Here is a 23,210-nt window from a genome sequence, read left to right as displayed (position 1 = left end):
GCATGACGCTCGACGACTGGCTGCGCGCCGCGCGCACCCGCATCGACAGTCGCGACGCGCAGGTGCTTGCCGCGCACACGTTGGGCTGCGACCGCGCCGGCCTGATCGCACGCGGGCGCGACACGCTGGACGGGGTCTCGCTGGTCGCACTCGATGCCCTGCTCGAACGGCGCGCGGCCGGCGAGCCGGTGGCCTATCTGGTCGGCCGGCGTGAATTTTTCGGGCTGGATCTGGCGGTCGCGCCCGGCGTGCTGATTCCACGGCCAGAAACCGAGGGGCTGGTCGAACTGGCGCTGGCGCGCATTGGCGATCTGCCGTCGCCGCGCGTGCTCGACGCCGGCACCGGTTCCGGTGCCATCGCGCTGGCGATCAAGAAGCAGTGTCCGCATGCGCAGCTGACGGCGCTCGACCGCTCCGAGGCGGCGCTGGCGATCGCCCGTGGCAACGCGCAACGGCTAGGACTTGAAGTCCGCTTCGTCGCCTCAAACTGGCTGGAAGCCATCGTCGACGAAGGCTTCGATTGCATCGTGTCCAATCCGCCGTATATTCGGGCGAACGATCCGCATCTGGCGCAGGGCGACCTGCGTTTCGAGCCGCCGGCCGCGCTGGCCAGCGGTGAGGACGGGCTGGATGCCTTGCGCACGCTGTGCCGGCAGGCGCCGCAGCGACTGGCCGAGGGGGGCTGGCTGCTGTGCGAACACGGTTACGATCAGGCGCCGGCAGTGCGCGCGCTGCTGCGTTGCGCCGGGCTTGCCGACGTCGCATCGTGGCGCGATATTGCCGGCATCGAACGGGTCAGCGGAGGACGGCTGGCCCCGGAATGATTCGACGTGGATGGGGTGTATTCGCCCCGTCTGCGTCCCTACACACTGTCCGTGCGCAGGCGCGGTCAGACAGCTGACTTTCAAACATCCGCAAAGGAAAGAGACATGAGTGCCCAGGAACGCATCAAGGAAACCGTCACCGGCAACCCGGTCGTGCTGTACATGAAGGGCACGCCGCAGTTCCCGCAGTGCGGCTTTTCCGCCACCGCCATCCAGATCCTGAAGCACCTCGGCGTGCAGAACCTGCACACGGTGAACGTGCTGGAAGACGCTGAAATCCGCCAGGGCATCAAGGACTACGCCAACTGGCCGACCATTCCGCAGCTCTACATCCGCGGCGAATTCATCGGCGGCTGCGACATCATGAAAGAGATGTTCCAGTCGGGCGAACTGAAGAAGGAACTGGAAGGCCTCTGATCGGCGCCCGTCGTGCGCGGACGCGGGGACTGTCCGCTTCCGCGCACACCGTCGCTCGTGGAAGGTCGCTTCAGTCCGTTGCCGGCAACGGCTGCGGATTGCCGTTCCACACCCATTCGAGCAGCGCCTCCAGCACCGGCTGGGCGCGTTTCGCGTTCGGGTGGTTGAGCCAGGCAACCATCAGCACGCGCTGACCGTTGCGGTCCAGCACATAGCCTGCAATGGATCGCGTGTCGGACAGCGAACCGGTCTTCAGGTGCGCCTGGCCGGCCAGCGGGGATGTTTTCAGCCGCCGGCGAAGGGTTCCGTCGACCGCCAGCACCGGCATCGACGATACGAATTCGGGCATGACCGGGCTGGCCCAGGCGCGGCGCAGCAGCGCGGCGAGGTCGTAGGCCGACAGGCGCTCCACCCGTGACAGACCGGAGCCGTTGTCCATCACCAGGCTGGGTAGCGGCAGGTTGCGCCGCGCCGCCCAGGCACGCACGCCGGCGGCCGCGCCGAGCGTGTCCGCCGGCGCACCGGACGGAGACAGCGCGAGGAAGAGCTGGCGCGCCATTACGTTGTTACTGTACTTGTTGATGTCGCGGATCACCTCGGCCAGCGGTGGCGAATCGATGCCGCCGAGCACCGCTGCGTGGATCGGCGCAACGCCTTCGCGCACCCGGCCGTTGATATGCCCGCCCAGTTCCGCCCACATCGCGCGCAGCGCGCGGGCAAAGAAGTCGGCGTGCGGCAGCGGTGCGACGTTCCAGATGCGCTCGCCGCAGTCGCGCGCGTAGCGGCCGCTGATCTGCAAGCTCAGTGCCCCGTTGCCGGCTGGCTGGACGGCGGCGAACAGCGTGTCCTTCCAGTCGCCGCAGTCGCCCGCCACCAGCTGTACCCGGTTGTCAATCTGCACGCCGTCCAGCGGCGGCTCCGACCACAGCGCGGGCGCGCCACCGTCGGTGGGCTGCAGCCGGACACGCAGTGCGTTGTGCGCCAGCAGCAGCGCGTCCGGGCCGACGTTGTAGGGCGCCAGCGGTTCGTTATCGAAGGCGCCCGGGTCGTGCGCGAGCAGTGCGTAGCGGCTGCGATCGGCGATCACGTCGCCGCGGATGTCACGGATGCCGCGGCTGCGCAATTCGCGCAGCAGCAGCCAGAACTGTTCCATCGACAGCGCCGGGTCGCCGCTGCCGCGGATGTAGAGATCGCCGTCGAGCACGCCATCGCGCGGCGCCACCGTGGCGAGCAGTTCGGTGCGCCAACTGTAGGCCGGGCCCAGCGTGTCGAGCGCGGCGTAGGTGGTGACCAGCTTCATCACCGACGCCGGATTCATCGGCTGCTTCGCGCGGTGGCTGATCCGTGCCGGGCCGCCTTCGACCGACTGCACCACCACCGATATCGCCGACGGCGGGATGTCGGCCGCGCGCAGCGCCTCCAGTACCGGCGCCGGCAGCACCGCCAGCGCGAGCGGCGACAGCAGGGTCAGCAGCGCACCGAGCAGCAGGCGCATCGGCTCAGGCGATGCGCGACAGGTGGCGGCGCACCGAAGCACTGGCGCCCAGCCAGCCGAGCAGTGCGCAGAGGGCCAGCAGCACCGCCCAGTCGAGGACGGCCAGCGGACGCAGCACGAATTCCAGACTGTAGAGGCCGGCCAGTTCGCTCATCGGCTGCGCCAGCATGCGCGTGGCGACCAGCGTCAGCAGGCCGGCCAGCGCGCCGCCCAGCAGGCCCTGCAGTGCGCCGAACCAGTGGAAGGGGCGGCGTATCCAGGCGTCGGTGGCGCCGAGCAGGCGGCTCACTTCGATCTCGTCGCGCTGGGTGAGCAACTGCAGCCGTATCGTGTTGAAGGTCACCGCGACCAGACCCAGGCCGAGCACGCCGGCCAGCATGGACAGCGCCTGCCGGCCGAGCGCGATCAGCGCGTCCAGCCGCTTGGCCCAGTCGGAATCGAGCTGTACGTGTTCGACTTCGGGCAGCTTCGTCAGATCGGCGCGCAGCGCTTCGAGGCGCTCGGCGTCGGCGTCCTTCAGCCGCACGACGAAGGCGTCGGCGAAGGGATTGTCCGGCAGCGCGTCGAGGATTTCCGCCAGCGCATCGTTGTCGCGGAAGCGCTTCAGCGCCGCGTCGCGCGAAATCAGTTCGACGCGGCCCTCCTTGGCAAGGGCGCGGATCTTCTTCTCGCTGTCTTTCACCACGTCGGTGCTCGCACCCGGCTGCATGAACACCGATATTTCCGGCGCTGCGCTGACATTGCCGGCCAGCCGCTGCAGATTCCCGAGCAGCATGTAGCCGGTGGCCGGCAGCGCGGCAGCGATGCCGACCACCAGTGCGGCCAGCAGCGTGTTGAAGGGCTGGCGGACCATCTGCCGGGCGGCGCGCAGCCCTGCGCGCATCTGGAGACGCAGCCAGTTCATTGCAGCTTCCCGTGCGCCAGCGACAGCCGGCGTGGTGCATAGCGTTCGAACAGTCCGCCGTCGTGCGTGGTCAGCAGCACGGTCACACCCGCCTCGTTGAAGGAACGGAACAGGTCGGCGATGTCGCGCGCGTAGGCGTCGTCGAGATGGGCGGTCGGTTCGTCGGCGAGCAGGATCTGCGGCCGGTTCACGATGGCGCGGGCGATGGTGAGGCGCTGCTGCTCGCCGCCGGACAGTTCGACCGGCATTGCCTTGTCGCGGCCGGCCAGGCCCACGCGCTCGAGTGCGGCGCTGACCCGCTTCGTCGCCTCGCGCGGCGGGTGGCTGCTGATGGCCAGCGGCAGCATCACGTTGTCGAAAGCGCTGCGGTCGAACAGCAGGCGCTGGTCCTGCATGATCAACCCGATCGAGCGCCGCCAGTAGGGCAGGGCAGCACGCTTGAGCGCCGACACGTTTTCGCCGCCGACCAGCACCTGGCCTTCGGTCGGACGTTCGAGCACCGCCAGCAGCTTGAGCAGCGTGCTTTTGCCGGCGCCGGAGTGGCCGGTGACCACCACCATTTCACCGCGTGCGATGTCGATATCGACGCGGTCGAGCGCGGTGTGGCCGCCGGGGTAACGCTTGGTGACCTGTTCGAAGCGGATCATGCGTTGATCAGGCGCCTTGCGGGGAGTCGAACAGTGCGTCGACGAATTCGGCGGCGCGGAAGGGCTGCAGGTCGTCCACGCCTTCGCCGACGCCGATGTAGCGCAGCGCGATCGGGCGCGACGGCGCGTGCTGCTTGGCGATGGCGGCGATGACGCCGCCGCGCGCGGTGCCGTCCAGCTTGGTCATGACCAGACCGGTCACACCGATGGCGGCGTCGAAGGCCTTCACCTGGGCCAGTGCGTTCTGGCCGATATTGCCGTCCAGCACCAGCAGCACTTCGTGCGGGCCGGTCGGGTCGGCCTTGGCGATCACCCGCTTCACCTTGGCGATCTCGTCCATCAGGTGCAGCTGGGTGGGCAGCCGGCCGGCGGTGTCGGCCAGCACGACATCGATATTGCGGGCGCGGGCGGCATTGACCGCGTCGAACACCACCGCCGCCGGATCGCCGGAATCCTGAGCGATCACCGCCACGTTGTTACGGGCACCCCAGGTTTCCAGCTGTTCGCGCGCGGCGGCGCGGAAGGTGTCGCCGGCGGCCAGCAGCACGCTCTTGCCCTGGGCCTGGAAATGCTTGGCCAGCTTGCCGATCGAAGTGGTCTTTCCGGCGCCGTTGACGCCGGCGATCATGATGATGAAGGGCTTGTGCGCGTCGAGGTCGAGCGGCTTTTCCAGCGGCGCGATCAGCTTCGTCAGTTCTTCCTTCAGCACGTCGCGCAGTTGGGCCGGATCCTCGATCCGCTCGCGGCGCACCCGCTCGCGCAGCACGTCCAGCAGGTGGGTGGTGGCGTCCAGACCGACGTCGGAGGTGATGAGCAGGGTTTCCAGCTCTTCCAGCAGTTCGTCGTCGACCTTGGTGCGCGAAAACAGCGCGCTGAGCTGGCCGCCGAGCTGAGCACGGGTCTTCGACAGCCCGGCACGCAGGCGCTGCGCCCAGGACAGTTTCGGCGCGGCCGCCTCGGGCGCGCTATCCTGCGCGACCGCAGTCGGCACAGTTTCCGGCTGCGCGACCGCTTCGGGTGCGGCCGGCTTGTCCTTCTTGAAGAAACCAAACATGTGGGGGACGGTCAGTGAAGCACCGTGCAGACAGCCGCACGGCTTGAAAATACAGGCGCGATCAAGGGTTTGGCCCGGATCGCGTACTTTGGCGGAGAGTGTATCAGATGGATTTGCGCCGTTTTTCCAATGGCATCGTACTGTGTGGCGCACTGGCCCTGACGCTTGCAGTGGCGTCACCGGCCCGCGCCAACCCCTTCGAAACCACCTTGAGCAACGGCCTGCGTGTCATCGTCAAGGAAGACCGCCGGGCGCCGGTGGCGATGCACATGGTGTGGTACCGCGTCGGTGCGATGGACGAGAAGGACGGCACCACAGGCATCGCCCACCTGCTCGAACACATGATGTTCAAGGGCACGAAGAAACTGAAGCCGGGCGAGTTCAACGACATCGTCGCCCGTGCCGGCGGCAACGACAACGCCTTCACCAGCCACGACTACACCGCGTACTTCCAGCGCGTGCCGGCGGCGGCCCTGCCGAAGATGATCGAGCTCGAAGCCGACCGCATGCGCAATCTGGTCATCGACGACGATGAGTTCGCGCGCGAGCTGAAGGTGGTGATGGAAGAGCGTCGGTTGCGCACCGACGACCAGCCGCAGTCGCAGATGCACGAGCAGCTGATGGCAAGCGCCTTCATCGCCCACCCCTATCGCCGCCCGGTCATCGGCTGGATGAACGATCTGGAGAACATGCGTCCGGACGACGCGCGCGACTGGTACCGCCGATGGTACGCGCCGAACAATGCCTACGTGGTGGTGGTCGGCGACGTCGATCACAAGAAGGTGTTCGAACTGGTGAAGAAGCACTACGGACACATGAAGCCGGTGGCACAGCCGGTACGCAAGGTCACCTCCGAGCCGCCGCAGACCGGTGAGCGCCGCATCGTCGTCAAGGCGCCGGCCGAACTGCCGCAGTTGGCGCTGGCCTGGAAGGTGCCGAAGCTGAGCGACGTAGAGAACGACCGCGAGCCCTATGCGCTGGAGGTGCTGGCCGGCATTCTCGACGGCCACGCGGCGTCGCGCCTGCCACGCGCACTGGTGCGCAGCAGTCAGATCGCCGTCGAGGTGGGTGCCTATTACGACTCGACCGCGCGCGGCGAGGTCACCTTCATGCTCGGCGGGACGCCAGCCAAGGGGCACACGGTGGCGGAACTGGAGACCGCGCTGCGGGCAGAAGTAAAGCGCATCGCCGACGAAGGCGTGTCGGCAGCCGAACTCGAGCGCATCAAGACGCTGACCGTCGCTTCGCAGATCTACAAGCTCGATTCCACCTACGTGCAGGCGATGGAGATCGGGCGGCTGGAAGCGTCCGGCTACCGCTGGCAGGACGCCGACCGCATGCTGGAAAAGTTGCGTTCGGTCACCGCCGACGAGGTGCAGGCGGTTGCGCGCAAGTATTTTGGCGACGACACGCTGACCGTCGCCGTACTCGATCCGCAGCCGCTCGATCCGGACGCGAAGCCGCGCGCCAAGCCGGCCGGTCTGCGTCATTGATGCGCACGCACAACGATTTCCTGCAGGTGATGCCGATGATCCGATTCCTTCGCAGCGCGCTGCTGCGCGCAGTATCCGTGCTGGCGTTCGCAACACCGGCGCTCGCCAATGTCGATATCCAGCACTGGACCGCCGCCAACGGCGTGCGCGTCTATTTCGTCGAAAGCCATGTGCTGCCGATACTCGACGTGCAGGTCGATTTCGATGCCGGCTCGGCGCGCGATCCCGAGGGCCGCAGCGGTCTGGCGGGCATGACCCACGGCCTGCTCGATTCGGGCGCCGGCGGGCTGGACGAGGACGCGCTGGCCGAAAAGCTCAGTGATCTGGGGGCGCGCCTGTCCGGCTCGGCCGACAACGACCGCGCCGGCCTGTCGCTGCGCACGCTGGCCAGTGCGCGCGAGCGCGAGGGCGCGCTGGCGCTGATGCGCACCGTGCTGACCGCACCCGAATTCCCGGCCACCGTGCTCGAACGCGAGAAGGCGCGCGCCATCGCCAGCCTGCGCGAAGCCGACACCAAGCCGGACCAGATCGGCGCCAAGCGCTTCGCGAAAGCGCTCTACGGCGACCACCCCTACGGCCGCAGCGCCACCGTCGAGTCGATTGCCGCGATCACCCGCGACGATGTGCTGGCGCACTACCGCCGCCATTACGTCGCCTCGCGGGCGGTGGTGTCCATCGTCGGCGACGTGACGCGCGAACAGGCGGAAGCGATCGCGCTGCAGCTGACCGGCGACCTGCCGGCCGGCGAGCCGCTGCCGCCGATCGCCGACGTGACGATGCCCAAGGCGGCGACCGAACGCATCGCGCATCCGGCCAACCAGAGCCACATCTTCGTCGGTCAGCCGGTGACCCGCCGCGGCGACCCGGACTTCTTCCCGCTGCAGGTCGGCAACTACATCCTCGGCGGTGGTGGCTTCGTGTCGCGACTGACCAAGGAGGTGCGCGAGAAGCGCGGTTACGCCTACAGCGTCTACAGCTACTTCAGCCCGCAGCGCCAGCCCGGCCCGTTCCAGATCGGTCTGCAGACGCAGCGCGCCCAGGCGGCGGACGCGCTGAAGGTGGTCGATGAAACGCTGGCGTCCTTCATCGCCAACGGTCCGACCACCGACGAGCTGAAGGCGGCGAAGCGCAATCTGGTCGATGGCTTCTCGTTGCGCCTGGACAGCAACCGCAAGCTGCTCGACAGCCTCGCGACCATCGGTTTCTACGGCCTGCCGCTGGACTGGCTCAGCAAATTCCAGGAGCGGGTCGAGGCGGTGACGGCGGCACAGGTGAAGGAGGCTTTCCAGCGCCGCCTGTCCGCCGACCACATGGTGCGGGTCATCGTCGCCGGCGACTGAGGGTTGGTCGCTGCCGGCGGCGCCCGGCACCACGAAACAAGCCGCCACAAGTGCATGCGGGCGCGCAGGTAGAATCGCGGCCATGTCCCGCATACGCATCATCGGCGGCCAGTGGCGCAGCCGCCTCCTTCCGGTCGCGGCGGTGCCGGGGCTGCGCCCCACTCCGGATTCGGTGCGCGAGCGCCTGTTCAACTGGCTGGGCCAGGACCTGAACGGGCTGCATTGCCTCGATCTCTTTGCCGGCACCGGCGTGCTCGGCTTCGAGGCCGCGTCCCGCGGCGCCGCCTCGGTCACGCTGGTCGAGCGCGATGCCCGCGCATTCGGCAAGCTTCGCGAAGCGGTCGAACTGCTGCCGGCGCCGCAGGTCAGGCTGGTCAGGGGCGATGCGCTAGAATTCGCCGCCCAGCCACCGCGGCGCTTCGATGTACTCTTTCTCGACCCGCCTTACGGCAAGGGTCTGCTTGATCGCGTGGTACCGCACCTGCCGCATCTGCTGACCGACGACGCGGTGATCTACTGCGAGGCCGAGCAGCCGGTGCCGGCGCTCGGCGATTACCGGGCGACGCGCGAGGGGCGGGCGGGGCAAGTCCATTACCAGCTGCTGGAACGATCATGAACGGCACCATTGCGGTCTATCCGGGCACTTTCGACCCGATTACGCGCGGCCACGAAGACCTTGTGCGGCGCGCAGCGGCGATGTTCGACCGCGTCATCGTCGGCGTCGCCGAAAGCCGTTCCAAACGGCCGTTCTTCACTACCGAAGAACGGGTCGACATGGCGCGCGAAATACTCGCGGCCTATCCTAACGTCGAGGTGCGCGGGTTTTCCTGCCTGCTGATGGACTTCCTGAGCGAGTGCAAGGCGCGGATCATCGTGCGTGGCCTGCGCGCGGTGTCCGACTTCGAGTATGAATTTCAGATGGCCGGCATGAACCGGGCGCTGCGTCCGGACGTCGAAACAGTGTTCCTGACGCCGGCCGATCAATACATGTTCATTTCGGCCACGATGGTCCGGGAAATCGCCTCGCTGGGCGGTGACGTCAGCAAGTTCGTGCAGCCGTCGGTGCTGGCGCGGATAAGCGACAAGGTTGAAGCAATGCGTGGAGGCAAATGAAGTGTCTTTGATAATCACCGACGAATGCATCAACTGCGATGTGTGCGAGCCGGAATGCCCGAACGGGGCGATTTCGCAGGGACCGGAAATCTATGTGATCGATCCGTCCAAGTGCACCGAGTGCGTCGGCCATTTCGACGAGCCGCAGTGCCAGCAGGTCTGCCCGGTCGACTGTATTCCGCTGGATCCGAACCACAAGGAAACCCGCGAACAGCTGCTGGAGAAGTACAACCACCTCACCGCCAAGGCCTGACGCTCGCCGGCCCCGGCGTGCTCAGGCCGCCGCGGCCGAGATGACCCGCAGTACCGGCGCCTTGAGCGCCGAATCGAGCGCGCTGTCGAGACGCGCCAGTTCCTCCAGCTGCTGATCGATCGCCGCGCCGTTCTGGCGCAGTTCCTCGATCCGCTCTTCCAGCGTGTCGGTCGCCTCGTGGATGCGCTTAACGCTTTCGAGCCTGCGCTTGAGCTGCTTCTGGTGTTCGCGCACCTGGTTCTCGAGCGGCGCCATGATGGCGCGCAGCCAGTGCTCGACGTCGCGGTTCACCACTTCCATGTGCTTGCGCACCTGCACGGCGACGGTTTCGAAGAAGCGCTGCGTGAGCTGGCGCTTTTCGGTCGTGAGCATGTTCAGCCAGGTGTTGAACTGCTGGTGGAAGGCTTTTTCGAGCCGGGTGATGTCCTTCTCGTAACGATGGACCGAGAACGGCACCGGCACGCCCAGACGCAGGTCGTGCTCGGTCGAGAAGCGCTGGTACATCGCTTCCATCATGCGGAAGATTTCATCCACGCTGGCGGCCGAGCGGGTCAGGCTGTCGCGCACGTCGTCGAAGAAGGCGTTCATCGCGTCGCGCAGCTGCAGCGAGAAGTTGGCTGCCTCCATCTGTTCGCGCGTGTGGTTGGTGCGCGCGCGCAGCGCGTCCATGCCGAGGTGGGCGAACAGCACGTTGGTCTGCGACGAGAACACGTTGCGCGTGGCATAGAAGCGTTCGAGGCCGCGTTCGAATTCCTCCTTTTCCGCCCGCACCCGCTTCAGCATATACTGGATGACGCCCCGGTTCTTGCCGCGCAGGTCGGAAAATTCGGCCAGCTGGTCGTCGATGCTGCGTCGGCGGCCGGCCAGCACTTCGCGCGTGCGGGCGATCAGCTCGCGTGCGTCCTTGTCGACGGCGGCGCCGACGATGTCGCGCTTGGCCGGCAGCAGATCCTCGACCAGTGCGCGTTCGAGCTGCGGCAGACGGCTGCGCGCAAGCAGCGCGCCGTCATGCTGGATGCGGGCAAGCAGCCCCTTCTGCGCCGATACCGGAAACACGCGCGACTCCGGGATGTCCAGCGTGGCCGCACAGGAGGCGATCTGCCGGCTGATTTCCGATTCGATCTGGGTTTCAGTGCGCAGACCATCCCACAGGCTGTCCATCTTGTTCAGCACGGCGATACGGCCCTGTCGCGAGCCACCGGCCGCGGTCACGTGCGTCTTCCAGACGCCGAGATCGCTCTGCGTGACGCCGGTGTCCATGCCGAGCACGAACAGCACGGCGTGCGCCGACGGCAGCAGCGACAGCGTCAGCTCGGGTTCGGCGCCGATCGCGTTCAGACCCGGCGTGTCGAGGATGACCAGCCCCTGGCGCAGCAGCGGGTGCGGCAGATTGATGATGGCGTGGCGCCACGCCGGCACCTCGACCATGCCCTGCGAATCGGGCTGCAGGCCGTTTTCGCCGCTCAGGTCGATGCGGAAGCCCAGTGCTTCAGCTTCGCCGATGGCCACCTTGCGCTGTTCGCTGACGCGTCCGAGCGCCTGCTGCATCGCGGCCGTCGAGGTGGTGTCGAGTTCGATGCGCTTCCAGGCGCCGGGTTGTGATTTCAGGTCGGACACCGTGGTGGTGCCACGCCGGGTGTCGATCGGCAGCAAGTCTATGCAGGCCGGGCGAGACCCGTCGTACATCAGTTCGGTCGGGCACATCGTGGTGCGGCCCGAGCTGGACGGCAGCACGCGCGCGCCCTGGTCGCCGAAGAAGATGGCATTGATCAGTTCGGACTTGCCGCGCGAGAACTCGGCGACGAAGGCCACGACCAGGCGGTCGTCGCGCAGCTTCTGCAGCAGCTGTTCGATGCACAGATCGTTGTGGCTGTCGTTCAGGTTGCTTTCGAACAGCCAGCCGCGCAGACGCACGATGGTCTGTTCGACCCGCGTACGCCAGGCGCCATATGCCGACAATTCCTCCTGCATGCCCATCGCCGTCTCCTCCACGCAAATGTCAATCTAGCACAGGCGCTGCGCGCTATCGCTGGCAGGTCGGGCAGAAGAAGGTCGAACGTCCGCCCATTCGGCGGTTGCGCACCGCCGTGCCGCATACGCGGCAGGGCTGGCCATCCCGTCCGTAGACGAAATAGGACTGCTGGAAATAGCCGGGTTCGCCGTCGGCATGCATGAAGTCGCGCAGCGTGCTGCCGCCGGCGTCGAGCGCGTCGCGCAGCGTGGCGCGGATCTCGTCGTGCAGGCGCGCGCACTGTGGCCGGGTCAGGCGGCGGGCTGCCATGCCCGGACGCAGGCGTGCGCGGAACAGGCTTTCCGAGGCGTAGATGTTGCCGACGCCGACCACCACCGCGCTGTCCATGATGGCCAGCTTGATTGCGCACTGCCGCCGCGTCAGTGCGGCGTGCAGCCCGGCGGCGCTGAAGTCCTCGCCCAGCGGTTCGGGACCGAGGCCGGCGAGCAGCGGGTGGGTCGCGTCGGCACCCTCGTGCCACAGCACGGCGCCGAAGCGGCGTGGGTCGCGCAGCCGCAGCACGCGGTCGCCGAAGACGATGTCGACATGGTCGTGCGTGCCCGCCGGCACGTCGCGGTCGAGCACGCGCAGACTGCCGGACATGCCGAGGTGCAGGATGAGCGTGCCGCGGTCGAAGCGCAGCAGCAGGTATTTGGCACGCCGGTCGATGTCGCGCAGCGTCTGGCCGGGCAGCGTGGCGGGCAGGTCGGCGGGTACCGGCCAGCGCAGTCGCGCATTGCGGAGGGTGACCGCGGTCGCCACGCGCCCGGTCAAGGGCGCGGCAATGCCACGGCGTGTCACTTCGACTTCGGGCAGTTCGGGCATCGGAAAGGTGAGCCGCGGCACGGCGGCGGGGACGTGTTTTGGAATAAGATCGGAGCCGTTTCCGGCATTGGCGCCGCATAGGGCGGTGCGCCGGGGGCGCTGCAACGAATTCTAGCCGTCACACTCAAAGGCCGTAAGCGCTTCAGTCCGTTGCGAAATCACCCTGGCCACTGGCGATCATGCCCATGACGACCCGACCCCTCCTGCTCGCTGTCCTTCTTCCTCTCGTGCTCGGCGCCTGCGCGCAGACCGCCAAGAGGCCGCCGGTGGCGGCTGCGCCGACCGAGTCTCCGGCAGAGGCCGCGCCGCCACGCGCACCGCAGCTGCCCGAAATCGAACTGACGCGCCAGATCACCTATCAGCTGCTGCTCGGCGAGGTGGCGGCACAGCGCGGCGAACTGGGTCTGTCGGCATCCGCCTATATGGATCTGGCGCAGTCGACCCGCGACCCCCGCATCGCCAAACGCGCGGCCGAAATATCTGCCTTCAGCCGGCAGAACGACATCGCGCTGCAGGCCACCCAGCTCTGGCTGGAACTCGATCCCGAATCGGTACAGGCGCGGCAGATGCTGACCGGTCTGCTGGTCAATGCGAACCGGCCGCAGGAACTCGAACCGCAACTCGCCAGCCTGCTCGCGCAGGAGGGCAACCAGATCGGCGAAAGCCTGCTGCGGCTAAACCGTGTGCTGGGGCGCCTGTCGGACAAGGCCGAGGTGCTGGCCATGGTCGATCGCCTGACCGAGCCCTATCTGCAGTACCCGGAAGCGTGGTTCGCGCGCTCGCAGGCGGCGATGCAGGCGCGCGAGCCGAAGCGTGCGCTGGCCGATGCGACCAAGGCCCACGACATGCGCCCGGAATGGGAGCCCGGCCTGCTGCTGAAGGCGCAGGCCACAGCCGAAAGCGATCCGCACGCGGCAACCCGGCTGATGGGTGACTACCTGAAGAAGTATCCGCAGGCGCGTGACGTGCGGCTGCAATATGCACGTTCGCTGGTGGCCGAACGCAATTTCCCCGAGGCGCGCAAGCAGTTCGAGAACATCCTCGGCGGCGCGCCGAACAATCCGGACGTCGTGTTCGCGGTCGGTGTGCTGGCGATGCAGATGCAGGACTACGCCGGCGCGCAGACCTATTTCAAGCGGCTGCTGACGCTGCGCTATCAGGACATGAACCTGATCAAGCTCTATCTCGGGCAGCTGGCCGAAGAGCTGAAGCAGCCGGACGAAGCGCTCGACTGGTATCGCCAGGTCGGGCAGGGCGATCACTACCTCGGCGCGCAGGGGCGTTACGTGCTGCTGCTCAGCCGCACCGGGCGGCTCGACGAAGCGCGCGCTCACCTGCGCGATCTGGCCGCACGGCCGGGCGGCGACAGGGCGCGTTCGGCGCTGATGGAATTCCAGCTGCTGCGCGATGCGAACCGGGTCGAAGAAGGTTACGCCGTGCTCGAGGAGGCGCTGGTGGCGCAGCCCGACAATGCGGAACTGCTGTATGAGACGGCGATGATCGCCGAGCGGCAGAACCGCATCGAGGTCGCCGAACAGCGGCTGCGCCGGGTGATCGAGGTGAAACCGGATCATGCCCATGCGTACAACGCGCTCGGCTATTCGCTCGCCGATCGCAACATCCGCCTCGACGAGGCGCAGGCGCTGATCGCCAAGGGGCTCGAACTGGCGCCGGATGACCCCTTCATTCTCGACAGCATGGGCTGGGTGCTGTTCCGGCGCGGCGATCTGAACGGCGCCTTGACCTATCTGGAGCGCGCTTTCGCGATCCGCCCCGATCCGGAAATCGCCGCTCACCTCGGCGAAGTGCAGTGGCTGCTCGGTCGTCGCGAGGACGCCGAGAAGCTGTGGCGCACGGTTGCTGCACAGCACCCGGACAACGCCGCGCTGGAATCGACCATCAAGCGCTACATTCCGTGATGCGGGTGCTGCTGTGTGCCGGCGCCCTGGCGCTGGCCGGTTGTGCTGCCCTGCCGCCGCCGGCTGTCGACGATCCGCAGGTGCTCGCGCTGCGCGAGCGTGCGCGTGACGCGACCAATCCCGCCTTTTCGCTGAGCGGGCGCTTCGTCGTCAAAGGGCCCGAACAGACCGCCTCGGCAGCGCTGGACTGGCAGCACGCGAAGGACCGCGACGAACTGCAGATCAACGGACCGCTCGGCAAGGTGCTGGCGCAGCTGGTGCGCGACGCGCAGGGCGTGCGCCTGATCGACGAGCGCCAGCGCGTCACCGAGGCGGCGACGCTCGACGAACTGTCGCGTGCGGTGTTCGGCGCCGAACTGCCGCTGTCGCGGGCCGCCTACTGGGTGACCGGTCGGCCGGGGAGCGCCGACGTGCGTGCGCGCGACGCAGCCGGGCGTGTCGCCGTGCTGACCGAACAGTCGTGGCGGGTCGAATTCACCGAGTACGACGGCGACGGCCCGGATGCGCTGCCGCGGCAGATCGACGCCAGCGACGGCGAACACAGCTTCCGTCTGCGTATCGACGCCTGGTACCCGTTGCCGTGACTGCGCGTATCGACTGGCAGGTCTGGCTCGACGCGCCGGCCAAGATCAATCTGTTCCTGCACGTGACCGGCCGCCGCGCGGATGGCTACCACCTGTTGCAGACCGCCTTCCGCTTCGTCGATTTCGGCGACCGCCTGCGCTTTTCTCCGCGGGACGATGGCGAGGTGAGGCGCGTCAACCCGCTGCCCGGCGTGCCCGAGGCCGACGACCTGTGTGTGCGTGCCGCCCGCCTGCTGCAGGCGGAGACGGGCTGCCGGCGTGGCGTCGACATCGAACTGGACAAGCGTCTGCCGATGGGCGGTGGCGTCGGCGGCGGCAGTTCCGACGCTGCGACCGTGCTGCTCGCGTTGAACCGACTGTGGGAACTGGATCTGCCGCGCGCGCGGCTGCAGGCGCTGGGGTTGCGGCTGGGCGCCGATGTGCCGGTGTTCGTGTTCGGTCGCGCCGCGTTTGCCGAAGGCGTCGGCGAGGTGCTGCAGCCGCTCGAACTGCCGCCGGCGGCCTATCTGGTGGTGGCGCCGGGCGTGTCGGTGCCGACGCCACGGATTTTTGCCGACCCGGAATTGACACGAAATACCGAAGCTTGCACAATAGCGGACTTTGCTGCAGCGGCCGATTCGACGGCGCTTTTCGGGCGCAACGATCTTGAGCCGGTCGCAGTGAGGCTGTACCCGGAAGTCAGACAGGCCATCGACATGCTGGCGGCACTGGCCGGGCGCGGCGCGGTAAGAATGAGCGGTTCGGGCGCGTGCGTGTTTGTACAATGCGCCGATCTGCAGGCAGCACAGGATTTGATGAAGGCGTCGTCGGCATCGTGGCCGGCGGGCTGGCAGGGATTCGTTGCACAGGGGCTGGACGAGCACCCGCTGTACCGGATGTCTGCACAGGTTTGACACCGTGTGGCGCAAGAGCGCGACGCGGTCGATGCAGAGTTTGGGGAGTCGCCAAGTTGGTCAAGGCACCGGATTTTGATTCCGGCATTCGAAGGTTCGAATCCTTCCTCCTCAGCCAAATTTGATCGGGCGGGCCCGCAGGGAGTGCGGGCCTGCCCGATGTGTTTTCAGGGCAGCAGGCATGCCGACGGGTTGAAACCGGTCATCCGCCTGGAAAGAGCAGGACCGGTTCTCCCGGTTTCAATTCAGCAATCACCGAGTTTCGCGAGGCAGCATGGCTTACGACAGCCTGATGATCTTTACCGGCAACGCCAACCCCAAACTGGCGGCGGACGTTGCCAAGCGGCTCAACATGTCGCTCGGCCGCGCGCAGGTGGGTCGTTTCTCCGACGGCGAAGTCAACGTCGAAATCCTCGAGAACGTCCGCGGCAAGGACGTGTTCGTGCTGCAATCGACCTGTGCGCCGACCAACGACAGCCTGATGGAACTGGTCATCCTGGTCGATGCGCTGAAGCGCGCCTCGGCCGGCCGCATCACCGCGGCGATGCCCTATTTCGGCTACGCCCGCCAGGATCGCCGCCCGCGCAGCGCGCGCGTGCCGATCACCGCCAAGGTGGTGGCCAACATGCTGCAGGCCGTGGGCGTGCAGCGCCTGCTGACGGTGGACCTCCACGCCGACCAGATCCAGGGCTTCTTCGACATCCCGGTCGACAACATCTACGCCACGCCCATCCTGCTCGGTGACATCTGGAAGCAGGAATATCCGAACCTGATGGCCGTTTCGCCCGACGTCGGCGGCGTGGTGCGCGCGCGCGCATTCGCCAAGCGCCTCGAATGCGACCTGGCCATCATCGACAAGCGTCGCCCGAAGGCGAACGTGTCGGAAGTGATGAACATCATCGGCGACGTCACCGGCCGCACCTGCGTCATCATGGACGACATGGTCGACACCGCCGGCACGCTGTGCAAGGCGGCGCAGGCGCTGAAGGAGCACGGTGCCGCCCGCGTGCTCGCCTACTGTACCCACGCCGTGCTGTCCGGCGAGGCCGTCAATCGCATCCAGAATTCCGACCTCGACCAGCTGGTCGTGACCGACACCATCCCGCTGTCGCCGGCCGCCCAGGCCTGCGGCCGCATCCGTGTCGTGTCCATCGCCGAACTGCTGGCCGAAACCCTGCTGCGAATCAGCAACGAGGAATCCGTTTCGTCCCTCTTCATGGAGTAATTGAAGCGGGACACCCCGGGTCGCCTGGTCGCGGGCGACCCTTCATCCACCAGGAGTCATCATGTCCATCGAAATGAACGTCAAGAAGCGCGATGCGCAGGGCACCGGAGCGAGCCGCCGCCTGCGTCGCGCCGACCAGGTCCCGGCCATCATCTACGGCGGCGACAAGCCCGCCACGCCGATCACGCTCGACCACAACGAAATCTTCCACGCCCTGCGCAAGGAAGCTTTCCATGCGTCCGTGCTGACGCTGAACGTCGAAGGCACGAAGGAAACCGTGCTGCTACGCGACACCCAGATGCACGCCTACAAGCTGCAGGTGCTGCACGTCGACTTCCAGCGCGTCGATGCCACGCACAAGCTGCACACCAAGGTGCCGTTCCACTTCGTCAATGCCGACGCGGCCCCGGGCGTCAAGCTGCAGGGTGGCATCGTGTCGCACGTGATGAACGAACTGGACGTGCAGTGCCTGCCGAGCCAGCTGCCGGAATTCATCGAAGTCGACCTGTCCGGCCTGTCGGTCGGCCAGTCGATCCACGTGTCGCAGATCAAGCTGCCGGCCGGCGTCGAGGCGCTGACCCACGGCACCGACCCGGTGATCGTCACGCTGACGCTGCCGCGCGGCGCCAAGGCTGACGAAGCCGCGGCCGAAGGCGGCGAAGAGAAGTAAGCACAGGCGATGTCCGGGAACGGTTCCAAAGCCGTGCCCCGGCTCGTCGTCGGACTGGGCAACCCCGGTCCGGACTATTCCGAAACCCGGCACAACGCCGGGTTTTGGTTTTGTGAGGGGCTGGCACGCAAGCTGGGCGTTACGCTCAACCGTGAAGCGCGATTCAACGGCTTCACCGGTTCGTCGCGTGCCGATGGCATCACGATACTGCTGCCGCAGACCTTCATGAACCGCTCCGGCCAGTCGGTCGGCGCGCTCGCCCGCTTCTTCCGCATCGCACCGGCTGAAATACTGGTGGTGCACGATGAGCTCGACATCCAGCCGGGCGAACTGCGCCTGAAATTCGGCGGTGGCCTCGGCGGTCACAACGGACTGAAAGACATCAGCGCCCATCTGGCCACGCACGACTACTGGCGGCTGCGCATCGGCATCGGACATCCGCGTCAGCTGGCACCGGGGTCGGAAGTGGCCGACTATGTACTGAACCGTCCGCGCATCGAGGAACAGCGTGATATCGACGCCGCCATCGAGCGTGCGCTCGACGCCTGGCCGATGATCGCCGCCGGCGACTGGACGCGCGTGTCCACCCTGCTCAACGCGAAGCCCGGCGCCGGCAAGGCGCCCAAGAGTGCCTAATCAAGGAATCCAGACATGAGCCTCAAATGCGGCATCGTCGGCCTGCCCAACGTCGGCAAGTCCACGCTTTTCAATGCGCTCACCAAGGCCGGTATCGCCGCCGAGAACTACCCGTTCTGCACGATCGAGCCCAACGTCGGCATCGTCGAGGTGCCGGACCCGCGTCTGGCGCAGCTTTCCGAAATCGTGAAGCCGCAGAAGATACAGCCGGCCATCGTCGAATTCGTCGACATCGCCGGTCTGGTCGCTGGCGCCAGCAAGGGCGAAGGCCTGGGCAACCAGTTCCTCGCCAACATCCGTGAAACCGACGCCATCGTGAACGTCGTGCGCTGCTTCGACGACGAGAACGTGGTGCACGTGAATGGCCGCGTCGACCCGATCGCCGACATCGAAACCATCGTGACCGAACTGGCGCTGGCCGACCTCGCCGCCGTCGAGCGCACCATCGCGCGCGACACCAAGAAGGCGCGCGCCGGCGACAAGGACGCCGCCAAGCTGGTCGCCGTGCTGGAAAGGCTGCTGCCGCACCTGAACGAAGGCAAGCCGGCGCGCACGCTGAACCTGTCGGACGACGACAAGGCCATCGTCAAACCGATGTGCCTGCTGACGATCAAGCCGGCCATGTATGTCGGCAACGTGCTCGAGGACGGTTTCGAGAACAATCCCTATCTCGACCGCCTGCGTGAATTCGCGACGAAGGAAGGCGCGCCGGTGGTGGCCGTGTGCGCGAAGATCGAAGCCGAACTGGCCGACCTCGACGACGAGGACAAGAAGGCTTTCCTGGCCGACCTCGGCCTCGAAGAGCCGGGCCTGAACCGCCTCATCCGCGCCGGCTACGACCTGCTGGGCCTGCAGACCTACTTCACCGCGGGCGTGAAGGAAGTGCGCGCCTGGACCATCCACAAGGGCGATACCGCACCGCAGGCGGCAGGCGTCATCCACACCGACTTCGAGCGCGGTTTCATCCGCGCCCAGACCATCGCCTTCGACGACTTCATCGCCTTCAAGGGCGAACAGGGCGCGAAGGAAGCCGGCAAGATGCGCGCCGAAGGCAAGGAATACGTGGTCAAGGACGGCGACGTGCTGAACTTCCTGTTCAACGTCTGAGCGCAGTGCCGTTCTGGCAAAAGCCCTGGCGACCCGTGGTCGCCGGGGCTTTTTTTCGTCCACTGTCGAATCTTCCGGGTCTGGTCCGTCTACCTCGTGTACCCGCATCACGGGCATGAGCGTCACGACAGACAGGAGGGTCGGAACATGATGAATACAGAGCCGCAGGATCAGCATCGATGGCTGAGGCAGTTCGAGGGCGAATGGCGCGGAGTGAGCGAACCGGTGGCCGACGGGGCCGCGGACGACGCGTGCTGGAGCGGCTGCGAAACCGTGCGCGCGCTGGGTGATCTGTGGGTGCTGTTCGAGGGGCGCGGTGACATGCCGGACGGCAGCGCGGCCTGCACCCTGATGACCCTGGGCTTCGACCCCGCACGCGGAAACGGAGGCCGCTTCGTCGGCAACTGGGCAGGGTCGATGATGACGACGCTGTGGCAGTACGAGGGCGAACTGGACGCAGCCGGCCGCGTGCTGTCCCTGTACAGCGAAGGGCCGGCCTTCTCGGGCAGCGGCACCGCGCGCTACCGTGACACGATAGAGGTCGTAGGTCCGGACGAACGCACGCTGTCTTCGCACATGGAGGACGCCGCCGGCAACTGGGTGCCCATCATGCGCATCCGTTACCGCCGGCAGCAGGGTGCGTGAGCGACGCGCCCGCGCCGTCGCTCAACGACCCTCGTCCAGCCAGCGCGCGGCCATGAGCAGGCGGGTATGGCTGGCCGGGTCGGCCCGCACGGTGGCGGCGAACAGGCGCACGCAGCGTTCGGCCGCGTTCACGTAGCGCGTGTTGCCGGTACGCCGTGCCAGCCTGATCAAGGCCAGCGCGGCGACGCCGTTGCCACCGGGCGTGGCGGCGTCGAGCGCGGGTTTGCTGCGGTGGAACAGCGGCAGCGCATCGTGGGCGGTGAAAAAGAAACCGCCCCTGTCGTCGTCTTCGAAACGCAACAGCATCACCTCGGCCAGCTGTGTGGCGAAGGCGAGGTCGCCGTCGTGCGGCGCGGCTTCGTGCAGCGTCAGTGCAGCGTCCAGCAGGAAGGCGTGGTCGTCGAGAAAGCCGTCGATGCCGGGCAGCGACTGCAGGCGGTCGGCGCCGCCCACGTCGTCGCGCCAGCGTGCCGCGCGCAGCGCGTCGAAGCTCGTGCGCGCGGCCTCCAGCCAGTCGCTGCGGCCGAATACGGCGCCGGCATGCGCGAGCGCTTTCACCATGAGCGCGTTCCAGGCGGTCGGTGTCTTGCTGTCGCGCGCAGCGCGCTCACGGTCGTCGCGTCTGTTCAGCAGGCGGCCCCGGGCGCCGTCGATCACCGCCTGCACCGCCGCCAGCGGTTGATCGAAGGTGTCGGCCAGCTTTTCGGCGCTGCGCGCGACGCGCAGATGCCAGGACTTTCCTTCGAAGCCGGGCGGGTCGATCAGACCCCAGTGCGCGGCGCACAGATCCCATTCGACCGGCGAGAGCACTTCACGCAGTGCCGCGTTCTCCCACACATAGACGCCGCCTTCCCGACCCGCAGCGTCGTCCGCCGCCTGCGCGCTGCAGAACAGTCCGTCGTCGCTGCGCATTTCTCGCATGGCCCAGTCGACCGTCATTTCGGCTGCGCGCCGGAACAGCCCGTCGCCGGTCGCCTTCCAGGCGTCAGCGTAGAGCGGCAGCAGCATGGCGCTGTCGCACAGCATCTTTTCGAAGTGCGGGATGTTCCAGGCCGGATCGACGCTGTAGCGGAAGAAGCCGCCGCCGAGCTGATCGAACAGACCGCCCTCGGCGATGTGACGCAATGATTCCAGCGCCATCGCGCGCGGCGACGGCGTGCCGATGTCGCTGTCCAGCTGCAGCAGGAAGTCGAGGTCGGTCGGATGCGGAAACTTCGGCGCGCCGCCGAAGCCGCCGTGCCGGGCGTCGAAGGCCACCGCCAGCTGCTGTATCGCCTCCTCCTGCACCGACGGGTCCAGCGGCGCGCCGGTCGGCTGCGGCAGGGCGGCGCTCAGCGCCGCAATCAGCGCCTCGTCCTGGCGCGCCAGATCGGCGCGCCTTTCGGTCCACACGGTGCTGACCGACGCCAGGACGTCGCGCAGCGCACTCTGCCCACCGGACGCCTCGCGCGGGAAATAGGTGCCGCCGTAGAAGGGCACGCCCTGCGGCGACAGGAAGACGGTGAGCGGCCAGCCGCCGTTGCCGCGACGCAGCAGTTGCAGCGCCTGCTGGTAGAGGCCGTCGATGTCCGGTCGCTCCTCGCGGTCCACCTTGATGGCGATGAAGCCCTCGTTCACTGCGGCAGCCGTGGCCGGATCGGCAAAGGACTCGCGCGCCATCACATGGCACCAGTGACAGGAGGCGTAGCCGACCGACAGCAGGATGGGGCGATCGAGCCGGCGTGCCTCGGCGAAGGCGGCCTCGCCCCATGGATACCAGTGCACCGGATCGCCGGCGTGTTGCTGCAGATAGGCGGACGTTTCACCGGCCAGTCGGTTGCGCGGTGCGAGTGCGGTGTCGGTGTTCATCGGGTGTCCTTCGCGGGCGGCAGGTGCGGCCGGCGCGAACGCGACAATGAGGACAGCCGCGTACGCCAAAGCCCACATTCGGGCGGGCGAGCGGTCTCATGCATCCGCGCTGGCCGGCGGATGAGGGGCGCTCAGCAAGATCCGTGCATGCGCTGCATGCATCTTGCTTTTCCGGTGCTCGAGAGATGCGGCGTGCGCGTTGCACGCCGGCCACACACCGACAAAGGCAGACCATGCGATTGCGCTTCCACATGACGCCGGGTTCATGCTCGACCGGCATCCATATTCTGCTCGAACATCTGGAGCTGCCGTTCGAGGCGTACGTCGTGAACCTGCCAGCCGGCGATCACCGTCGCCCCGAATATCTGGCGATCAATCCGAAGGGCACGATTCCGGCGCTGCAGATCGACGAGGACCCGGCGCTGACCGAATTCCAGTCCATCGCGCTGTGGCTGGCCTGGCAGTTCCCGCGCGCACGGCTGCTGCCGGCGTCGCCGTTCGACGCCGCGCGCGCCGTCGATCTGATGACCCATGCAGTGGGCACGGTCCATGGCGCCGGCTACACCCGCATCTTCACGCCCGAGCGCTACCTGCCTGCGGGCGTGGACGCGGTGGCGGAGGTGCAGTGGCTGGAGGGGATCAAGGCGCAGGGCTGGGCCCTGGTGGACGAGGCCTTCACACTGATCGATGCGCGCATCGACGACGACGGCCGGCTGTTCGGCGACGACCTGACGGTCGCCGACGCGGCGCTGTTCTACGTCACCTTCTGGGCCGACCGCATCGGCCTGCCGCTGCCGTCACGCTGTCTCGCGTTCTACCGGCGAATGCGCGAGCGGCCGGTGGTGCGCCGCGTGCTGGCCGAAGAGGGCTATCGCTGAGCCGGCGGATCCGCCGGCTGGATGTTGCGATCAGGACGCCGCGCCGTCGTTCTGCTGGGCGGCCACTTCGGCGCGCACCTTGTCCATGTCCAGCGCCTTCGCCTGTTCGATCAGCTGTTCGAACTGACCGGCGGGCAGCGCACCCGGCTGTCCGTACAGCACGATCTGGTCGCGGAACACCATCAGGGTCGGAATCGAGCGGATGCCGAAGGCGGCGGCGATGCCCTGTTCCTCTTCGGTATTCACCTTGGCGAACACGATGTCCGGATACTTTTCCGACGCCGCTTCATAGACCGGGGCAAAATTGCGGCAGGGGCCGCACCAGGGGGCCCAGAAATCGATGATGACGAAAGGGTTGTTCTCGACCGTGCTGTTGAAGCTGTCTTCGGTAAGTTCGATGGTGGCCATGGGGGTCCTTGGGTGTGAATC

At 67.2% G+C, this 23,210-nt stretch carries 24 protein-coding genes and 1 tRNA gene; 17 read left to right on the top strand and 8 right to left on the bottom strand.

Features of this window, described 5'->3' with window-relative positions:
- Positions 1-2: 2 nt before the first annotated feature.
- On the top strand, positions 3-824 hold the full coding sequence (gene prmC / locus WDZ97_RS14485; protein ID WP_425763209.1) for a peptide chain release factor N(5)-glutamine methyltransferase: 822 nt from the start codon (positions 3-5) through the stop codon (positions 822-824).
- A gap of 105 nt (positions 825-929) precedes the next feature.
- Positions 930-1,241: a Grx4 family monothiol glutaredoxin gene (gene grxD / locus WDZ97_RS14480; protein WP_019916790.1), complete on the top strand. Its 312-nt coding sequence runs from the start codon at positions 930-932 to the stop codon at positions 1,239-1,241.
- Positions 1,242-1,311: 70 nt separating this feature from the next.
- On the opposite strand, the gene dacB is transcribed toward grxD, so the two are convergent.
- From dacB to ftsY, 4 genes are read right to left on the bottom strand one after another with little or no spacing between them, the layout of a single operon-like run.
- Complete coding sequence (gene dacB / locus WDZ97_RS14475) at positions 1,312-2,736, bottom strand: D-alanyl-D-alanine carboxypeptidase/D-alanyl-D-alanine endopeptidase (RefSeq protein WP_425763208.1); 1,425 nt, start codon at positions 2,734-2,736, stop codon at positions 1,312-1,314.
- A 4-nt stretch (positions 2,737-2,740) separates the two neighbouring features.
- Entirely contained in the window at positions 2,741-3,640 is a 900-nt protein-coding gene (gene ftsX, locus WDZ97_RS14470) for a permease-like cell division protein FtsX (protein WP_425763207.1), read from the bottom strand.
- Positions 3,637-4,287, bottom strand: coding sequence for a cell division ATP-binding protein FtsE (locus WDZ97_RS14465; RefSeq protein ID WP_304005245.1), 651 nt, complete (start codon positions 4,285-4,287; stop codon positions 3,637-3,639). The genes ftsX and WDZ97_RS14465 overlap by 4 nt, the downstream gene beginning before the upstream one ends.
- A 7-nt stretch (positions 4,288-4,294) precedes the next feature.
- On the bottom strand, positions 4,295-5,341 hold the full coding sequence (gene ftsY, locus WDZ97_RS14460; protein WP_425763206.1) for a signal recognition particle-docking protein FtsY: 1,047 nt from the start codon (positions 5,339-5,341) through the stop codon (positions 4,295-4,297).
- A 107-nt stretch (positions 5,342-5,448) separates the two neighbouring features.
- Between ftsY and WDZ97_RS14455 the strand changes: the two genes are divergently transcribed.
- From WDZ97_RS14455 to WDZ97_RS14435, 5 genes are all read left to right on the top strand, one after another.
- Positions 5,449-6,834 carry a M16 family metallopeptidase gene (locus tag WDZ97_RS14455; RefSeq protein ID WP_304005251.1) on the top strand — a complete coding sequence of 462 codons (1,386 nt, stop codon included), beginning with the start codon at positions 5,449-5,451 and terminating at the stop codon, positions 6,832-6,834.
- Complete coding sequence (locus WDZ97_RS14450; RefSeq protein WP_304005254.1) at positions 6,834-8,174, top strand: M16 family metallopeptidase; 1,341 nt, start codon at positions 6,834-6,836, stop codon at positions 8,172-8,174. The genes WDZ97_RS14455 and WDZ97_RS14450 overlap by 1 nt, the downstream gene beginning before the upstream one ends.
- Before the next feature lie 82 nt (positions 8,175-8,256).
- Complete coding sequence (gene rsmD / locus WDZ97_RS14445; protein WP_304005257.1) at positions 8,257-8,790, top strand: 16S rRNA (guanine(966)-N(2))-methyltransferase RsmD; 534 nt, start codon at positions 8,257-8,259, stop codon at positions 8,788-8,790.
- Positions 8,787-9,287 carry a pantetheine-phosphate adenylyltransferase gene (gene coaD / locus WDZ97_RS14440; RefSeq protein WP_304005260.1) on the top strand — a complete coding sequence of 167 codons (501 nt, stop codon included), beginning with the start codon at positions 8,787-8,789 and terminating at the stop codon, positions 9,285-9,287. Before rsmD ends, coaD begins: the two co-directional genes overlap by 4 nt.
- A gap of 1 nt (position 9,288) precedes the next feature.
- Positions 9,289-9,540 carry a YfhL family 4Fe-4S dicluster ferredoxin gene (locus WDZ97_RS14435; RefSeq protein ID WP_024300811.1) on the top strand — a complete coding sequence of 84 codons (252 nt, stop codon included), beginning with the start codon at positions 9,289-9,291 and terminating at the stop codon, positions 9,538-9,540.
- 21 nt (positions 9,541-9,561) lie between these two features.
- Here WDZ97_RS14435 and WDZ97_RS14430 read toward each other — a convergent pair whose 3' ends face one another.
- Both WDZ97_RS14430 and mutM read right to left on the bottom strand, forming a co-directional pair.
- Positions 9,562-11,517 (bottom strand): dynamin family protein, encoded by a 1,956-nt coding sequence (locus WDZ97_RS14430; protein WP_425763205.1) that lies wholly within the window; start codon positions 11,515-11,517, stop codon positions 9,562-9,564.
- A 46-nt stretch (positions 11,518-11,563) separates the two neighbouring features.
- A complete protein-coding gene (mutM, locus tag WDZ97_RS14425; RefSeq protein ID WP_304005266.1) occupies positions 11,564-12,376 on the bottom strand; it encodes a bifunctional DNA-formamidopyrimidine glycosylase/DNA-(apurinic or apyrimidinic site) lyase in 813 nt (270 codons plus the stop codon).
- A 185-nt stretch (positions 12,377-12,561) separates the two neighbouring features.
- On the opposite strand from mutM, the gene WDZ97_RS14420 reads away from it, so the two are divergent.
- From WDZ97_RS14420 to WDZ97_RS14380, 9 genes are all read left to right on the top strand, one after another.
- A complete protein-coding gene (locus WDZ97_RS14420; protein WP_425763204.1) occupies positions 12,562-14,295 on the top strand; it encodes a tetratricopeptide repeat protein in 1,734 nt (577 codons plus the stop codon).
- Positions 14,295-14,879: a lipoprotein insertase outer membrane protein LolB gene (gene lolB, locus WDZ97_RS14415; protein ID WP_425763203.1), complete on the top strand. Its 585-nt coding sequence runs from the start codon at positions 14,295-14,297 to the stop codon at positions 14,877-14,879. Before WDZ97_RS14420 ends, lolB begins: the two co-directional genes overlap by 1 nt.
- A complete protein-coding gene (gene ispE / locus WDZ97_RS14410; RefSeq protein WP_425763202.1) occupies positions 14,876-15,772 on the top strand; it encodes a 4-(cytidine 5'-diphospho)-2-C-methyl-D-erythritol kinase in 897 nt (298 codons plus the stop codon). Before lolB ends, ispE begins: the two co-directional genes overlap by 4 nt.
- A 41-nt stretch (positions 15,773-15,813) precedes the next feature.
- A tRNA-Gln gene (locus tag WDZ97_RS14405) sits at positions 15,814-15,890 on the top strand.
- A gap of 156 nt (positions 15,891-16,046) precedes the next feature.
- On the top strand, positions 16,047-16,997 hold the full coding sequence (locus WDZ97_RS14400) for a ribose-phosphate pyrophosphokinase (protein ID WP_019916805.1): 951 nt from the start codon (positions 16,047-16,049) through the stop codon (positions 16,995-16,997).
- 61 nt (positions 16,998-17,058) lie between these two features.
- Entirely contained in the window at positions 17,059-17,667 is a 609-nt protein-coding gene (locus WDZ97_RS14395; RefSeq protein WP_304005279.1) for a 50S ribosomal protein L25/general stress protein Ctc, read from the top strand.
- 9 nt (positions 17,668-17,676) lie between these two features.
- Entirely contained in the window at positions 17,677-18,303 is a 627-nt protein-coding gene (pth, locus tag WDZ97_RS14390; protein WP_304005282.1) for an aminoacyl-tRNA hydrolase, read from the top strand.
- 15 nt (positions 18,304-18,318) lie between these two features.
- Positions 18,319-19,410 (top strand): redox-regulated ATPase YchF, encoded by a 1,092-nt coding sequence (gene ychF / locus WDZ97_RS14385; RefSeq protein ID WP_425763201.1) that lies wholly within the window; start codon positions 18,319-18,321, stop codon positions 19,408-19,410.
- A gap of 147 nt (positions 19,411-19,557) precedes the next feature.
- A complete protein-coding gene (locus tag WDZ97_RS14380; protein WP_425763200.1) occupies positions 19,558-20,055 on the top strand; it encodes a DUF1579 domain-containing protein in 498 nt (165 codons plus the stop codon).
- 21 nt (positions 20,056-20,076) lie between these two features.
- On the opposite strand, the gene WDZ97_RS14375 is transcribed toward WDZ97_RS14380, so the two are convergent.
- The gene (locus WDZ97_RS14375) at positions 20,077-21,903 is read right to left on the bottom strand and encodes a thioredoxin domain-containing protein (protein WP_425763199.1); all 1,827 of its coding nucleotides are present in this window, start codon (positions 21,901-21,903) and stop codon (positions 20,077-20,079) included.
- A gap of 233 nt (positions 21,904-22,136) precedes the next feature.
- On the opposite strand from WDZ97_RS14375, the gene WDZ97_RS14370 reads away from it, so the two are divergent.
- A complete protein-coding gene (locus tag WDZ97_RS14370; RefSeq protein ID WP_425763198.1) occupies positions 22,137-22,781 on the top strand; it encodes a glutathione S-transferase family protein in 645 nt (214 codons plus the stop codon).
- 30 nt (positions 22,782-22,811) lie between these two features.
- Here the strand turns inward: WDZ97_RS14370 and trxA are convergent, their stop codons facing one another.
- On the bottom strand, positions 22,812-23,189 hold the full coding sequence (gene trxA / locus WDZ97_RS14365; RefSeq protein WP_304011947.1) for a thioredoxin: 378 nt from the start codon (positions 23,187-23,189) through the stop codon (positions 22,812-22,814).
- Between the last annotated feature and the right edge of the window lie 21 nt (positions 23,190-23,210).

The sequence above is a fragment of the Methyloversatilis sp. MC4-4 genome (assembly GCF_049843555.1).
In the GTDB taxonomy this organism is placed as follows: domain Bacteria; phylum Pseudomonadota; class Gammaproteobacteria; order Burkholderiales; family Rhodocyclaceae; genus Methyloversatilis; species Methyloversatilis discipulorum_B.
This window is presented reverse-complemented; position numbering and strand designations above follow the sequence as displayed.

Excerpts from the sequence above, each read along its gene's own strand:
- rsmD (WP_304005257.1), top strand. The coding sequence starts at position 8,257 with ATGTCCCGCATACGCATCATCGGCGGCCAGTGGCGCAGCCGCCTCCTT.
- grxD (WP_019916790.1), top strand. The coding sequence starts at position 930 with ATGAGTGCCCAGGAACGCATCAAGGAAACCGTCACCGGCAACCCGGTC.
- ychF (WP_425763201.1), top strand. The coding sequence starts at position 18,319 with ATGAGCCTCAAATGCGGCATCGTCGGCCTGCCCAACGTCGGCAAGTCC.
- WDZ97_RS14420 (WP_425763204.1), top strand. The coding sequence starts at position 12,562 with ATGACGACCCGACCCCTCCTGCTCGCTGTCCTTCTTCCTCTCGTGCTC.
- dacB (WP_425763208.1), bottom strand. The coding sequence starts at position 2,736 with ATGCGCCTGCTGCTCGGTGCGCTGCTGACCCTGCTGTCGCCGCTCGCG.
- coaD (WP_304005260.1), top strand. The coding sequence starts at position 8,787 with ATGAACGGCACCATTGCGGTCTATCCGGGCACTTTCGACCCGATTACG.
- WDZ97_RS14370 (WP_425763198.1), top strand. The coding sequence starts at position 22,137 with ATGCGATTGCGCTTCCACATGACGCCGGGTTCATGCTCGACCGGCATC.
- lolB (WP_425763203.1), top strand. The coding sequence starts at position 14,295 with ATGCGGGTGCTGCTGTGTGCCGGCGCCCTGGCGCTGGCCGGTTGTGCT.
- ftsX (WP_425763207.1), bottom strand. The coding sequence starts at position 3,640 with ATGAACTGGCTGCGTCTCCAGATGCGCGCAGGGCTGCGCGCCGCCCGG.
- mutM (WP_304005266.1), bottom strand. The coding sequence starts at position 12,376 with ATGCCCGAACTGCCCGAAGTCGAAGTGACACGCCGTGGCATTGCCGCG.
- WDZ97_RS14380 (WP_425763200.1), top strand. The coding sequence starts at position 19,558 with ATGATGAATACAGAGCCGCAGGATCAGCATCGATGGCTGAGGCAGTTC.
- trxA (WP_304011947.1), bottom strand. The coding sequence starts at position 23,189 with ATGGCCACCATCGAACTTACCGAAGACAGCTTCAACAGCACGGTCGAG.
- WDZ97_RS14430 (WP_425763205.1), bottom strand. The coding sequence starts at position 11,517 with ATGGGCATGCAGGAGGAATTGTCGGCATATGGCGCCTGGCGTACGCGG.
- WDZ97_RS14375 (WP_425763199.1), bottom strand. The coding sequence starts at position 21,903 with ATGAACACCGACACCGCACTCGCACCGCGCAACCGACTGGCCGGTGAA.
- ftsY (WP_425763206.1), bottom strand. The coding sequence starts at position 5,341 with ATGTTTGGTTTCTTCAAGAAGGACAAGCCGGCCGCACCCGAAGCGGTC.
- WDZ97_RS14465 (WP_304005245.1), bottom strand. The coding sequence starts at position 4,287 with ATGATCCGCTTCGAACAGGTCACCAAGCGTTACCCCGGCGGCCACACC.
- prmC (WP_425763209.1), top strand. The coding sequence starts at position 3 with ATGACGCTCGACGACTGGCTGCGCGCCGCGCGCACCCGCATCGACAGT.
- WDZ97_RS14455 (WP_304005251.1), top strand. The coding sequence starts at position 5,449 with ATGGATTTGCGCCGTTTTTCCAATGGCATCGTACTGTGTGGCGCACTG.
- WDZ97_RS14395 (WP_304005279.1), top strand. The coding sequence starts at position 17,059 with ATGTCCATCGAAATGAACGTCAAGAAGCGCGATGCGCAGGGCACCGGA.
- WDZ97_RS14450 (WP_304005254.1), top strand. The coding sequence starts at position 6,834 with ATGCGCACGCACAACGATTTCCTGCAGGTGATGCCGATGATCCGATTC.
- pth (WP_304005282.1), top strand. The coding sequence starts at position 17,677 with ATGTCCGGGAACGGTTCCAAAGCCGTGCCCCGGCTCGTCGTCGGACTG.
- WDZ97_RS14400 (WP_019916805.1), top strand. The coding sequence starts at position 16,047 with ATGGCTTACGACAGCCTGATGATCTTTACCGGCAACGCCAACCCCAAA.